The 12,775-nt window shown below is 72.2% G+C and carries 14 protein-coding genes and 1 other RNA gene; 11 read left to right on the top strand and 4 right to left on the bottom strand.

Annotated features, from left to right (window positions below; genetic code table 11):
* The first annotated feature begins 126 nt into the window (after nucleotides 1-126).
* Nucleotides 127-1,236 (top strand): peptide chain release factor 2, encoded by a 1,110-nt coding sequence (gene prfB / locus EES41_RS14745; RefSeq protein ID WP_123078676.1) that lies wholly within the window; start codon nucleotides 127-129, stop codon nucleotides 1,234-1,236.
* A gap of 99 nt (nucleotides 1,237-1,335) precedes the next feature.
* Here the strand turns inward: prfB and EES41_RS14740 are convergent, their stop codons facing one another.
* Nucleotides 1,336-1,527: a hypothetical protein gene (locus tag EES41_RS14740; RefSeq protein WP_123078674.1), complete on the bottom strand. Its 192-nt coding sequence runs from the start codon at nucleotides 1,525-1,527 to the stop codon at nucleotides 1,336-1,338.
* Nucleotides 1,528-1,756: 229 nt separating this feature from the next.
* Here EES41_RS14740 and ftsE point away from each other — a divergent pair, with 229 nt between their 5' ends.
* From ftsE to ssrA, 5 genes are all read left to right on the top strand, one after another.
* Nucleotides 1,757-2,446, top strand: coding sequence for a cell division ATP-binding protein FtsE (gene ftsE, locus EES41_RS14735; protein WP_008743441.1), 690 nt, complete (start codon nucleotides 1,757-1,759; stop codon nucleotides 2,444-2,446).
* 16 nt (nucleotides 2,447-2,462) lie between these two features.
* Nucleotides 2,463-3,428, top strand: a complete 966-nt coding sequence (gene ftsX, locus EES41_RS14730) for a permease-like cell division protein FtsX (RefSeq protein ID WP_123078672.1) — start codon at nucleotides 2,463-2,465, stop codon at nucleotides 3,426-3,428.
* A gap of 67 nt (nucleotides 3,429-3,495) precedes the next feature.
* Nucleotides 3,496-4,701, top strand: coding sequence for a S41 family peptidase (locus EES41_RS14725; RefSeq protein WP_123078670.1), 1,206 nt, complete (start codon nucleotides 3,496-3,498; stop codon nucleotides 4,699-4,701).
* Nucleotides 4,702-4,719: 18 nt separating this feature from the next.
* Nucleotides 4,720-5,205, top strand: a complete 486-nt coding sequence (gene smpB / locus EES41_RS14720; protein WP_008743446.1) for an SsrA-binding protein SmpB — start codon at nucleotides 4,720-4,722, stop codon at nucleotides 5,203-5,205.
* An 82-nt stretch (nucleotides 5,206-5,287) separates the two neighbouring features.
* Nucleotides 5,288-5,676: a transfer-messenger RNA gene (ssrA, locus tag EES41_RS14715) on the top strand.
* Between the two features lie 65 nt (nucleotides 5,677-5,741).
* Here the strand turns inward: ssrA and EES41_RS14710 are convergent.
* The 3 genes from EES41_RS14710 to EES41_RS14700 are packed head-to-tail and all read right to left on the bottom strand — an operon-like array spanning nucleotide 5,742 to nucleotide 7,592.
* The gene (locus EES41_RS14710) at nucleotides 5,742-5,999 is read right to left on the bottom strand and encodes a Txe/YoeB family addiction module toxin (RefSeq protein ID WP_008743447.1); all 258 of its coding nucleotides are present in this window, start codon (nucleotides 5,997-5,999) and stop codon (nucleotides 5,742-5,744) included.
* Nucleotides 5,996-6,271 (bottom strand): type II toxin-antitoxin system Phd/YefM family antitoxin, encoded by a 276-nt coding sequence (locus tag EES41_RS14705; RefSeq protein WP_123078668.1) that lies wholly within the window; start codon nucleotides 6,269-6,271, stop codon nucleotides 5,996-5,998. Before EES41_RS14705 ends, EES41_RS14710 begins: the two co-directional genes overlap by 4 nt.
* A gap of 28 nt (nucleotides 6,272-6,299) precedes the next feature.
* Nucleotides 6,300-7,592 (bottom strand): MFS transporter, encoded by a 1,293-nt coding sequence (locus tag EES41_RS14700; protein ID WP_254211447.1) that lies wholly within the window; start codon nucleotides 7,590-7,592, stop codon nucleotides 6,300-6,302.
* Between the two features lie 87 nt (nucleotides 7,593-7,679).
* Between EES41_RS14700 and EES41_RS14695 the strand changes: the two genes are divergently transcribed.
* From EES41_RS14695 to EES41_RS14675, 5 genes are all read left to right on the top strand, one after another.
* Complete coding sequence (locus EES41_RS14695) at nucleotides 7,680-8,642, top strand: LysR family transcriptional regulator (protein WP_123078666.1); 963 nt, start codon at nucleotides 7,680-7,682, stop codon at nucleotides 8,640-8,642.
* 97 nt (nucleotides 8,643-8,739) lie between these two features.
* The gene (locus EES41_RS14690; protein WP_123078664.1) at nucleotides 8,740-10,110 is read left to right on the top strand and encodes a nitrate/nitrite transporter; all 1,371 of its coding nucleotides are present in this window, start codon (nucleotides 8,740-8,742) and stop codon (nucleotides 10,108-10,110) included.
* A 106-nt stretch (nucleotides 10,111-10,216) separates the two neighbouring features.
* Complete coding sequence (locus EES41_RS14685; RefSeq protein WP_123078662.1) at nucleotides 10,217-11,413, top strand: uroporphyrinogen-III synthase; 1,197 nt, start codon at nucleotides 10,217-10,219, stop codon at nucleotides 11,411-11,413.
* A 123-nt stretch (nucleotides 11,414-11,536) separates the two neighbouring features.
* The gene (locus EES41_RS14680; RefSeq protein WP_123078660.1) at nucleotides 11,537-12,085 is read left to right on the top strand and encodes a GNAT family N-acetyltransferase; all 549 of its coding nucleotides are present in this window, start codon (nucleotides 11,537-11,539) and stop codon (nucleotides 12,083-12,085) included.
* Between the two features lie 109 nt (nucleotides 12,086-12,194).
* A complete protein-coding gene (locus tag EES41_RS14675; RefSeq protein WP_123078658.1) occupies nucleotides 12,195-12,755 on the top strand; it encodes an ABATE domain-containing protein in 561 nt (186 codons plus the stop codon).
* The last annotated feature ends 20 nt before the right edge of the window (nucleotides 12,756-12,775 follow it).

Here is a 12,775-nt window from a genome sequence, read left to right as displayed (position 1 = left end):
CGCTTCACGAGTAGAACGGTCATACGGTGAGGGTACGCCCGTACCCGCCGTGGTCAGAACGGGCCGAGCCAGGCCTGGCCGGACGGGGCCGGACGGGGCCGTCCGGCGACCGGCTACGCTGGACCCGTGGCAGTCGTCGATGTTTCCGAAGAGCTGAAGTCCCTCTCCTCGACCATGGGGTCGATCGAGGCCGTCCTGGACCTCGACAAGCTGAGGGCAGAAATCGCCGTGCTCGAGGAGCAGGCCGCCGCGCCGTCCCTGTGGGACGACCCGGAGGCCGCCCAGAAGATCACGAGCAAGCTTTCGCACCTCCAGGCCGAGGTCCGCAAGACCGAGACCCTGCGCGGGCGCATCGACGACCTCGCGGTGCTGTTCGAGCTCGCCCAGGAGATGGACGACGCGGACACCCTCGCCGAGGCGGAGAACGAGCTGACCTCCGTGCGCAAGGCGCTGGACGAGATGGAGGTCCGGACCCTGCTCTCCGGCGAGTACGCCGAGCGCGAGGCCCTGGTCAACATCCGCGCCGAGGCCGGCGGCGTCGACGCCTCCGACTTCGCCGAGCGCCTCCAGCGCATGTACCTGCGCTGGGCCGAGCGCCACGGCTACCCGACCGAGGTGTACGAGACCTCGTACGCGGAAGAGGCCGGCATCAAGTCGACCACCTTCGTGGTCAAGGCCCCGTACGCGTACGGCACGCTCTCCGTCGAGCAGGGCACCCACCGCCTCGTGCGCATCTCGCCGTTCGACAACCAGGGCCGCCGCCAGACCTCTTTCGCGGGCGTCGAGGTGCTGCCGGTCGTCGAGTCCAGCGACCACGTCGAGATCGACGAGGGCGAGCTGCGCATCGACGTGTACCGCGCTTCCGGCCCCGGCGGCCAGGGCGTCAACACGACCGACTCGGCGGTGCGCATCACGCACCTCCCGACCGGCATCGTGGTCTCCTGCCAGAACGAGCGCTCGCAGATCCAGAACAAGGCCAGCGCCATGAACGTCCTCCAGGCCAAGCTGCTGGAGCGGCGCCGCCAGGAGGAGCAGGCCAGGATGGACGCCCTCAAGGACGGCGGCAGCTCCTGGGGCAACCAGATGCGCTCCTACGTCCTGCACCCGTACCAGATGGTCAAGGACCTGCGGACGGAGTTCGAGGTCGGCAACCCGCAGGCGGTGCTCGACGGCGAGATCGACGGCTTCCTCGAAGCCGGCATCCGCTGGCGCAAGCAGCAGGAGCAGACCGCGTAACGCGGACGAACGTACGCGACAGGGCCCGGACACCGTGGGGTGTCCGGGCCCTGTCGCGTACGGGTACGGGTAGCTGGAACGTACGGGTACGGGCTACCGCTAGGCGGTCTGCTGGGCCACCAGCGCCAGCGCCGCGACCAGCACCACCAGAAGCACGATGAGCGCCATGGGGTTCAGGCCGGTGAAGGGGTCCTCCTGCTGGAGGCGCTCCCTGTTCGCCCGGCACACCGGGCAGCGGCCCTGGCTGACGGGTGCGGCGCAGTTCGCGCACACGAGCCGGTCATACGTCATGCGCTCCTCCTCTCGTCCCCTCGTACACCACACAACGGCTTGGGGAGCGAGGCCGTTCCCCTACCACTGTGCCAGCTCCCGCGACATTCGGCGCGGCCCGTCCGGGCAATCGCGGTCCGGCCCCTCCGGTACCGGGGGATATATCGGGCAACTCCGGCCGCCGGGTCCCCACTGCCCGCCCGTTCGCGTAGGGTCACGCACACCTACTCCCGGCGACCGTGGTGCACCCGTGATCCGATTCGACAGCGTCTCCAAGTCCTACCCGAAGCAGAACCGTCCCGCACTCAGAGATGTCTCCCTGGACATCGCGAAGGGCGAGTTCGTCTTCCTGGTCGGCTCCTCCGGCTCCGGCAAGTCCACCTTCCTGCGGCTCGTGCTGCGCGAGGAGCGGGCGAGCCACGGCCAGGTGCACGTGCTGGGGAAGGACCTCGCCAAGCTCTCCAACTGGAAGGTCCCGCACATGCGGCGCCAGCTGGGGACCGTGTTCCAGGACTTCCGCCTCCTCCCCAACAAGACGGTGGCCGAGAACGTCGCCTTCGCGCAGGAGGTCATCGGCAAGCCGAGGGGCGAGATCCGCAAGGCCGTCCCCCAGGTCCTGGAGCTGGTCGGCCTCGGCGGCAAGGAAGGGCGGATGCCCGGCGAGCTCTCCGGCGGTGAGCAGCAGCGCGTGGCCATCGCCCGCGCCTTCGTCAACCGCCCCGCCCTGCTGATCGCGGACGAGCCCACCGGAAACCTCGACCCGCAGACCTCCGTCGGGATCATGAAGCTGCTGGACCGGATCAACCGGACCGGCACCACCGTGATCATGGCCACGCACGACCAGCAGATCGTGGACCAGATGCGCAAGCGCGTCATCGAACTCGAACAGGGCCGTCTCGTCCGCGACCAGTCGCGCGGCGTCTACGGCTACCAGCACTGAAAGGCCCTGAGACGCGATGCGCGCCCAGTTCGTCATGTCGGAGATCGGCGTCGGCCTCCGTCGCAATCTCACGATGACCTTCGCGGTCATCATCTCCGTCGCCCTGTCGCTGGCCCTGTTCGGTGGCTCCCTGCTCATGCGCGACCAGGTGAGCGCGATGAAGGGGTACTGGTACGACAAGGTCAACGTCTCGATCTACCTCTGCAACGAGGCCGACGCCAAGGACAGCGCCGACGCCAAGAGCGGCCAGGCCGGCGCCGCCGGCGGGGGCGGGGGCGCGGTCTGTTCCAAGGGCGCGGTGACCGCCGAGCAGAAGAAGTCCATCGAGACCGACCTCAAGGCGATGGACCTCGTCGACTCGGTCCACTACGAGTCCTCCGACGAGGCCTACAAGCACTACAAGGAGCGCTTCGGCCACACCGCCCTGGCCTCGGTGATCACCCCGGACCAGATGCCGGACTCCTTCCGGGTGAAGCTCAAGCAGCCCGAGAAGTACAAGGTCATCACCAGCTCCTTCGCCGGCCGTGACGGCGTCCAGTCGGTCGAGGACCAGCACAACCAGCTGGACAACCTCTTCGGGATGCTCAGCGCGCTCAACTGGGCCGCCCTCGGCATCATGCTGATCATGCTGGTGGTCGCGCTGCTGCTGATCGTCAACACGGTGCGCGTCTCGGCGTTCAGCCGGCGCCGCGAGACCGGGATCATGAGGCTCGTGGGTGCCTCCAGCTTCTACATCCAGGTCCCGTTCATCATGGAGGCCGCGTTCGCCGGCCTCATCGGCGCGGTCGTCGCCTGCGGCATGCTCGGCGTCGGCCAGTACTTCGTGATCGACCACGGTGTCGCGCTCCGCGCGAAGATGGAGCTGATCAACTTCATCGGCTGGGACTCCGTCCTCACCAAGCTGCCGCTGGTGCTCGCCATCGGCGTGCTGATGCCCTCGCTCGCGGCCTTCATCGCGTTGCGCAAGTACCTGAAGGTGTGACAAGCGCCCCGTGCGCGGTCCGGTCAACCTTCCTTACCGGCACGGGGCTTGTCCTAGACTCGGCGCCATGCCCGGTCTGCCCGCCCGATGTCCCCGGCCCCGCGACCTGCGTCGCGGGGCCGTTTTGACGTGGGTGTTCCTCATGGCCGTCGGCGCCGCGGCGAGCACCGGATGCTGGGACCGCACCGGTGTCGCCGCCACCGCCACCGACAGCGCCGCCGCCTTACCTTCCGTCCGTACGAGCGCTCCCGCGCCGGAGGCGTCCCGCCCGGCCGGCACCGCCGACCGGGAAGCCGTCGCCCGCGCCGCCGCCGAGGCCGTCGCTGAGGGCAAGTCCGGCAAGAAGGCCGCCCAGGAGGTGGTCAGCCGCAGCGGGGACCGCTGGGGCGCCGTCTACGACCAGGGCGAGTACGCCGCCTTCGCCGACGACCTCGACGGCCGCTGGACCGGCGTCGGGCTGTGGGCCGGGCGCGGCCGGGGCGGCCGCGTCGAGGTCGAGCGGGTCCAGCCCGGCGGGCCCGCCGCCCGGGCCGGGCTGCGCGCCGGCGACCGGCTGCTGAGCGTCGACGGGCACGCGGTGACCGGCCTCGCCGTCGCCGACGTGGTGGCCCTGCTGCGCGGGGCGGCCGGCACCCCGGCCGTGCTCTCCCTCAGCCGGGACGGCGCCGACTTCACCGAGACCCTGCGGCGCGAACAGCTGCGCGCCGAGCCCGTGACCGTACGGGAGCTCCCGGGCGGGATCACCGTCATCAAGGTCGCCTCCTTCACCCGGGGCTCCGGCGAGCGCGTGCGGGCGGCCGTGCGCGCGGCCCCGGCCGGCGCCCGCCTGATGCTGGACCTGCGCGGCAACCCGGGCGGGCTGGTCACCGAGGCGGTCACCGCCGCCTCCGCGTTCCTCGACGGCGGGCTCGTGGCGACGTACGACGTACGGGGCACCCAGCGGGCCCTGTACGCGGCCCGCGGCGGGGACACCGCGCGGCCCCTGGTGGCGCTGGTCGACGGCGGCACCATGAGCGCGGCCGAGCTGCTGACGGGCGCCCTCCAGGACCGCGGCCGGGCGGTGGCCGTCGGGACCCGCACCTTCGGCAAGGGCTCGGTGCAGATGCCGACGCGGCTGCCGGACGGCTCGGTGGCGGAGCTGACGGTGGGTACGTACCGCACGCCGGGGGGCCGCAGCCTGGACGGCGCCGGCATCACCCCCGACGTGGCGGCCGGCGAGGAGGCCGAGGAACGGGCCCGCACGGTATTGGGTGGCCTCGGGGTGGGTCCGTAGTGCGAAAATGACCGCACTATGGCTAAGGAAAAAGGGCGCAAGCTGATCGCCCAGAACAAGAAGGCGCGGCACGACTACACGATCATCGACACCTACGAGTGCGGTCTCGTGCTCACGGGCACCGAGGTCAAGTCCCTGCGCCAGGGACGTGCCTCGCTGGTGGACGGCTTCGTGTCGGTGGAGAGCGGCGAGGCCTGGCTCTACAACGTGCACGTGCCGGAGTACAGCCAGGGCACCTGGACCAACCACAGCGCCCGCCGCAAGCGCAAGCTCCTCCTGCACCGCGAGGAGATCGACAAGCTGGATTCGAAGACCGGCGAGACGGGCAACACGATCGTGCCGCTCGCGCTGTACTTCAAGGACGGCCGGGCGAAGGTCGAGATCGCGCTGGCGAAGGGCAAGAAGGAGTACGACAAGCGCCAGGCCCTGCGCGAGAAGCAGGACACGCGCGAGACGAACCGGGTGATCTCGGCCGTGAAGCGCAAGGAGCGCGGTCAGCTGTAATCACCTGGCATCCCGTGGTCCACTTCGCGTACCATGGCGTCAGCGCACCGCCCCCGGGTGGTGCACTTTGAAAAAACAACATGGGGATGATCGGTTTCGACAGCGGATGTCGATGCAGGGGAAGCGAGCCGAGGAAGCGGCAATGATCTCGCTAACCACATGTCGCAAAAAATAATCGCCAACTCCAAGAGCGATAACTCCCGCTTCACCCTCGCTGCCTAATAACAGTGAGCTGAAGCCTCTGTGAGGAGCGTCAGCCCGGAAGTGGTCCCGGTCCGGATCCTGGCGTCAACTAGGGATCTAAACCTCTAACCCCGGTCACGGGGGCTGGAGGGAAATCAAACAGTGACTGAGCCCGTCGGAGACTTGTCCGTGTGATCTCCGGGGCCGAGAAACTCGTAGCGGACTGCGCTCGGAGAAGCCCTGCTTCTGCACCGTTGGACGCGGGTTCGATTCCCGCCATCTCCACCACCCCATGTGGGCAAAGGCCCCGCAGCCCCAGGCTGCGGGGCCTTCGTCATGCCCGGCCCGCGGCGTCAGTAGTGATACCGGGCCTTGAGCACCTTCACTTCCTTGTCGTCCGCCCGGTAGACGAGGCGGTGTTCGTCGTCGATCCGGCGGGACCAGTAACCGGTCAGTTCGCCCTTCAGAGGCTCGGGCTTGCCGATCCCGGTGAACGGGTCGCGCTGGATCTCGCCGATCAGGCGGGTGATCCGACGGGCCATCTTGCGGTCGGAGGAGAGCCGGAACAGGAAGTCCTCCCAGGCGGCGGGGTCGAAGTGAACGCTCCTCACTCCTCCCCTCCGGCCAACCGCCTCAGCTCGTCCATGGACTTGGTGACCGCGGGCGCGCCGTCGCGATCGCGGGCGACGGCCTCCATCAGCCTCTGGGCGTTGGCGGGGGAGCGCAGCAGGTAGACCGTCTCCTGCCAGGAGTCGTAGTCGTCGGCGGACATCAGGACGGCGTCGCCGTTCTTGGAGGTGATGCGCACCGGGTCGTGGTCGGTGTTGACGCGTTCGATCAAGGGGAACAGGGTCGCCCTGGCTTCACTGGCGCTTATCGACATGGTCCGCTCCTCCGGTTGTGGTACGAGTTTACGGTACCTGGCTCGTACGGGAAAGTTGTACCGGAGAGGTGCGGGTGGCGAGGGTCGCGGCGGCCAGCAGGGCCGCGGTCGCGGGGAGGGCGTAGGGGGTCGTGGTGCCCAGGTGGTCGACGGCGGCGCCGGCGGTGGCGGAGCCGGCGGCTATGCCGGTGAGGATGGCGGTGACGGCCAGGGTCATGGACTCGTTGAGGCGGCCCTCGGGGGCCAGGGCGTGGACCTCGGACATGGCGGTGACCATCGTCGGGGCCGTCGCCATGCCCGCCAGCAGCAGCGCGCCGGCCAGCAGCGGGAGCGAGCCGGTGGACGCGGCCGCCCACGGCAGCGTCATCGCCGCCGCCATGGCGAGCAGGCAGCTCCGCAGGCCGCGCGGGCGCAGGGTGCCGTAGAGCAGGCCCGCCGCGCAGGATCCGGCGGCCTGTAGGGCCAGTACCGGCCCGGAGGCGGCCCCCAGGCCCCGCGCGTCGAGGTGGGCGATCGAGGTGACCTCCATCGAGCCGAACACCGCGCCCAGGCAGAGGAAGAGGGCCAGCAGGGGCAGCAGCGGGCGCAGCGGGGACGGCTGCCGGGCCGACGGGGCGCCCGAGGGCGGCGGCTCCGTGCCGCGCTGCGCGGTGAAGACCAGCATCCCGGTCAGGAGCAGCAGCGCGGCGGTCAGGGTGCCCGCCTCCGGGAAGACGGCGGTGCACAGGAACGCCGCGAGGACCGGGCCGGCCATGTAGCAGAACTCGTCGGCGGCCTGCTCGAAGGACATCGCGGTGTGGTGCGCGCCGGGGGAGCCGCGCAGCAGCAGGGTCCAGCGGGCCCGGGACATGCCGCCGATGTTGGGGGTCGTCGCGGTCGCCGCGTACGAGGCGAACAGGGTCCACGCGGGGGCGTCCAGGGCGACGCACACGACGAGCGAGAGCGAGCCGAGGACCGCGATCAGGGTGGCGGGGACGGCGATCCGGGCCTGCCCGTGGCGGTCGATGAGCCGGGCCGTCAACGGCGCGACGACCGCGGTGGCGGCCAGGCCGGTGGCGGTGACGGCGCCGGCGAGGGCGTAGGAGCCGCGCTGCCCGGCGATCATCATGACCGCGCTGATCCCGAACATGCCCATGGGGAGGCGGGCGATGAGGTTCCCGGCGGTGAAGGCGCGGGTGCCGGGGAGGGTGAACAGGCGCCGGTACGGGCCCTTGGGGGAGCGGCGCGGCGGGCGCGCCGGGCGCCGCGGGGCGGCGAGGACGAGGGTGGAGCCGGTGACCGTCATGAGGGAGGGGGCGGGGGGTGTGGGTGTCGCGGGCATGGATCAAGGTTCCGGCCGGGCCCGCACCGGCGTCCAACACCTGTTCCTTGCCGATTGACCGCCTCCTGTTGTTAGTCTCCGGGCGTGATGTCCCGAGACGTGGAACCCCGGCTGCTGCGCTCCTTCGTGGCCGTGGCGGAGGAACTGCACTTCACCCGGGCCGCCGCCCGGCTGTACGTCGCCCAGCAGGCGCTCAGCAGGGATGTCCGGCGCCTCGAACAGATCCTGGGCGCGGTGCTGTTCGTACGCACCACCCGGGCCGTCGAGCTGACCGCCGACGGGGAGCGGCTGCTGCCGCCGGCCCGGCGGGTGCTGGGGGCCCACGAGGAGCTCGCCGCGGCCTTCTGCGGCCCCCGGGTGCTGCTCGTCGACCTGAACACCGACGGCCCCAGCAGTGGCCGCACCGTGCTGGAGCGGGCCCGCGAGCTCGCCCCCGGGTGCGAGCTGATGGCCCGGTTCGAGAGCGGGCTCACCCACGCCGCCCGGGAGATCGCCGCCGGGCGCCTCGACGTGTCCTTCGGGTACGCCGCCGGGCTGGACCCGGGGCTGCGGGCCCGGCTCGCGTTCGCGCCCGTACGGTACGAACCGCTCGCGGTGCTGCTGCCCGCCGGACATCCGCTGGCCGGGCTGGAGGAGGTACCGCTGGACGCGCTCGCGGGGGAGACCGTGTACGCCGGGGCGGGGAACCCGAGGACCGTGGAGTGGACGGGGCTGGCCCGCGAACTGTTCGCCGGGCGGGGCATCGCGACGGCGCCGCCCGCGCCCGTGGCCGTGGGCAAGGAGGAGTTCCGCCGGGTGATGGCCAAAACCCGCAATCCGGTGCTGGTGACCGTGGACTTTCCCGACATGCCGGGCAGCGTCAAAAGACCGCTGGTCGCGCCCGTACCGCTGTCACCCCTGGCGATGGTGTGGCGCAAGGGGTTCACCCATCCCGGTCTGGACGCGCTCGCCGAGGCCGCCGCCGGGCTCGCGGCCGAGCGGGGCTGGCTGGAAACACCCCCCGGGAGCTGGTTGCCGGCCGCGCTCACACCCGTCGCCGACCGGGGGTGAGTCCAAGGTTTCCCGCCGGTCACCGGGTGGGGACCGGGGCCGAAACGCGCCGTTCCTAGGATCGTCATCACGAACGCGACAGCAGTGGAGGCGTGTGATGACCGGTACGACCGCACCGCGCAAGGGGGCCCGCTGGATCGAGCGGTGGGATCCCGAGGACCCGGTGTTCTGGAGGGAGTCGGGCGAGCGCACGGCCCGCCGCAACCTCCTGTACTCCGTGCTCTCCGAGCACATCGGGTTCTCGATCTGGTCGCTCTGGTCGGTGATGGTGCTCTTCATGGGCCCCGGGTACGGCATCGACCCCGCCGGGAAGTTCTTCCTCATCGCCACCGCCACCCTCGTCGGCGCCCTGGTGCGGGTCCCCTACACCTTCGCCGTCGCCCGGTTCGGCGGCCGCAACTGGACCGTCGTCAGCGCCCTGCTGCTGCTCGCGCCGACCACGGCCGCGCTGCTGGTCATGGAGCCCGGCACCTCGTACGCCACCTTCCTGGCGGTGGCCGCGCTGACCGGCGTGGGCGGCGGCAACTTCGCCTCCTCCATGACGAACATCAACGCCTTCTTCCCGCTGCGCAAGAAGGGCTGGGCGCTCGGCCTCAACGCGGGCGGCGGGAACATCGGCGTGCCCGTGGTGCAGCTCGCCGCGCTGCTGGTCATCGGGACCGCCGGCGCCGGACACCCGCGGCTGCTGCTGGCCGCCTACCTCCCGCTGATCGTGCTCGCGGCGGCGCTGGCCCTCGCCCGCATGGACAACCTGGCGCCCGTACGCAACGACACCGGCGCCGTCCGCGACGCCGTGCGCGACGCGCACACCTGGATCATGGCCTTCCTGTACATCGGCACCTTCGGGTCCTTCATCGGCTACAGCTTCGCCTTCGGGCTGGTCCTCCAGACCCAGTTCGGGCGCACCCCCCTCCAGGCCGCCTCGCTGACCTTCATCGGGCCGCTGCTCGGCTCGCTGATCCGGCCGGTGGGCGGGGCGCTCGCCGACCGGTTCGGCGGGGCGCGGATCACCCTCGCGACGTTCGTGGCGATGGCCGCGGCCACCGGGGTGGTCGTCCTGGCCTCCGTACGGGAATCCCTGCCGGTGTTCCTCGTCGGGTTCGTGGCCCTGTTCGCGCTGAGCGGGCTCGGCAACGGCTCCACGTACAAGATGATCCCCGGCATCTTCCAGGCCAAGGCGCTCGCCCGGGGCATGGACGGCGAGGCCGCGGCCGCCTACGGGCGCCGGCTGTCCGGGGCCGCGATGGGGCTGATCGGCGCCGTCGGGGCGCTCGGCGGACTCGGCATCAACCTGGTGTTCCGCGAGGCGTTCCTGAGCTCCGGGACCGGGACGGCCGCCTTCGTGACCTTCCTCGGCTTCTACGGGGCGTGCTGCGCGGTGACCTGGGCGGTATACCTTCGCCGGCCCGCCGCGGTGATCGCCCAGGCTTCCGGGGCGGCGGCGAAACCGCAGCTCACCTCCGTGTAACGGGGGTTAACGGCGCCGAAATGCGACGGAACCGAGGCCGACACGGCCTGCTGGCAGGCTCGGTTCCGCCACCCGCGACACCGACCCACTGGCAAGGCAGGTCACGATGGACGACCACACGCACACCGGCCCCCGGCCCCGGCCCGCGGTCCCGGCCGGCCCGAATGCCGGCGCCGGGAACGGGACCGGACCGCTGGCGGGGTTCACCGTCGGGGTCACCGCCGCCCGCCGCGCCGACGACCTGATCGCCCTGCTGCGCCGGCGCGGCGCCCAGGTGCTGCACGCGCCCGCCCTGCGGATCGTGCCGCTGGCCGACGACACCGAGCTCCTCGCCGCGACCAAGGAACTCATCGACAGCCCGCCCTGCGCGGTCGTCGCCACCACCGCCATCGGGTTCCGGGGATGGATCGAGGCCGCCGACGGGTGGGGGCTCGGGGAGGAACTGCTCGGCCGGCTGCGGAAGGCCGAACTGCTGGTGCGCGGGCCGAAGGTGAAGGGGGCCGTACGGGCCGCGGGGCTCGTCGAGGACTGGTCCCCGCAGTCGGAGTCGCTGGGCGAGGTACTGGACCGGCTGCTCTCCGCCGGGGTCGCCGGGCGGCGCATCGCGCTCCAGCTGCACGGCGAACCGCTGCCCGGGTTCGTGGAGGCGCTGCGCGAGGGCGGCGCCGAGGTGGTCGTCGTCCCCGTGTACCGGTGGATGCCGCCGGAGGACCTCGGGCCGCTGGACCGGCTGCTCGACGCGGTCGCCGCCGGCGCGGTGGACGCCGTCAGCTTCACCTCCGCCCCGGCCGCGGCCTCGCTGCTGGCGCGGGCCGAGGCGCGGGGCGTACGGGAGGCCGTGCTGGCCTCGCTGCGGGGCGACGTGCTCAGCGCCTGCGTCGGGCCGGTCACCGCGCTGCCGCTCCAGGGGCACGGGGTCGCCACCGTCCACCCCGAACGGTTCCGGCTGGGCCCGCTGGTGCAGCTGCTCTGCCAGGAGCTGCCGGGACGGGCCCGGGTGCTGCCGGTGGCCGGGCGGCGGCTGGAGATCCGCGGGCACGCCGTGCTCGTCGACAGCGAGCTGCGGCCGGTGCCGCCCGCCGGGATGGCCCTGCTGCGGGCGCTGGCCCGGCGGCCGGGCTGGGTGGTGGGCCGGGCCGACCTGCTGCGGGCGCTGCCGGGGGCGGGGCGGGACGAACACGCCGTGGAGACGGCGATGGCCCGGCTGCGGGTGGCGCTGGGGACGCCGAAGCTGATCCAGACGGTGGTCAAGCGGGGCTACCGGCTGTCGCTGGACGCGGGCGACTGCGCCGCCACCCGGTAGCCGCGGCCCTGCCGGGACCCCGGAGGCCCTGAGGACTTGGGGCCCCGCCCCCGGACCCCCGCGCCTCGAACGCCGACGGGGCTGGACATTGCCCGGGCGCGGCGGGGCCGTTAGCGTGCTCGGATGATCATCGATGGGGTGGAGATGCGCGGCGTCACCTTCGACGACGCCGCCGGGCTGGCCGACGTACTGCTGCGCAACCGGGCGTACATGGCGCCCTACGAGCCGTACCGCTCCGAGGAGTTCTACACCGGGGCGGGCCAGCGCGCCCGGCTGGAGGAGCAGTTCGCCGAGCGGGACGGCGGGCGGCTCCTGCCGTTCGTCCTCGTCGAGGCGGCGACCGGGGACCCGGTCGGGACGATCAACCTCGGGAGCATCGCCCTCGGGCCGCTCCGCAGCGGCGGCGTCGGCTACTGGGTGGACCGGGAGTGGACCGGCAAGGGGCTCGCGACCGCCGCCCTGGAGGAGGTCTGCCGGATCGCCCGCGACGAGCTCGGCCTGCACCGCGTCGAGGCCGGGACCCTCGTCGACAACACCGCCTCGCAGCGCGTCCTGGCCAAGGCCGGCTTCAGCGAGTACGGGCTCGCGCCCCGCTTCCTCCACATCAACGGCGCCTGGCGCGACCACCGCCTCTTCCAGCGGCTGCTCCACGACGACCCCCCGCCCCGGTAGGCCCCGTCGTCGAAGCGGCGCCTGCCAGGACCCCGCGCGGGGGGTTCCGCAACGCCCGGCCGCCAGGCACTCTGAGGGCACCCCCTAGCCAACCGAGGCGGTGACGGGCATGTGGTTCGACGCCGGGCGGGTCTGTCTGGACCTGGTGGCCACCTCCGCTCCCCACGAGGGGATCCGGGACACCGACGAGCTGCGGCTGTGGCTCACCGGCGCCGGGCTGGTGCCCGACCGGACGCCGCTGGCCCGGCTCGGACCCGACTGGGTGGAGGCCTTCCGGGCCCTGCGCGACGACGTGGAGACCCTCGTACGGGCGGAAATCGCCGGCCGCGACGCCGACGAGGAAACCCTGGCCCGGGTCAACGCCCCGGCCGCCGCACCACCCCCGGGGCTGTGCGCCGTACGGGACCAACAGGGACACCTCGTACGGGAATTGTGCGGCGGAGTGGAATGCGCCGGGCTGCTCGCGGCCGTCGCCCGGGACGCCGTCGAACTGCTCACCGATCCCGGCGACCGGGCGCTGCTGCGGGCCTGCGAGGGCGACGGCTGCGCCCGCGTCTACCTGGACACCTCGCGCGGGCACCGGCGCCGCTGGTGCTCCAGCGAGCTGTGCGGAAACCGCGAGCGGGTGGCCCGCCACCGGCGCCGGCTGCTGGCGGCGGGGCGGGCGTAGGGGCCGGCGTGGGGGGTGTC

The sequence above is a fragment of the Streptomyces sp. ADI95-16 genome, assembly GCF_003721495.1.
Lineage (GTDB): Bacteria > Actinomycetota > Actinomycetes > Streptomycetales > Streptomycetaceae > Streptomyces > Streptomyces goshikiensis.
This window is presented reverse-complemented; position numbering and strand designations above follow the sequence as displayed.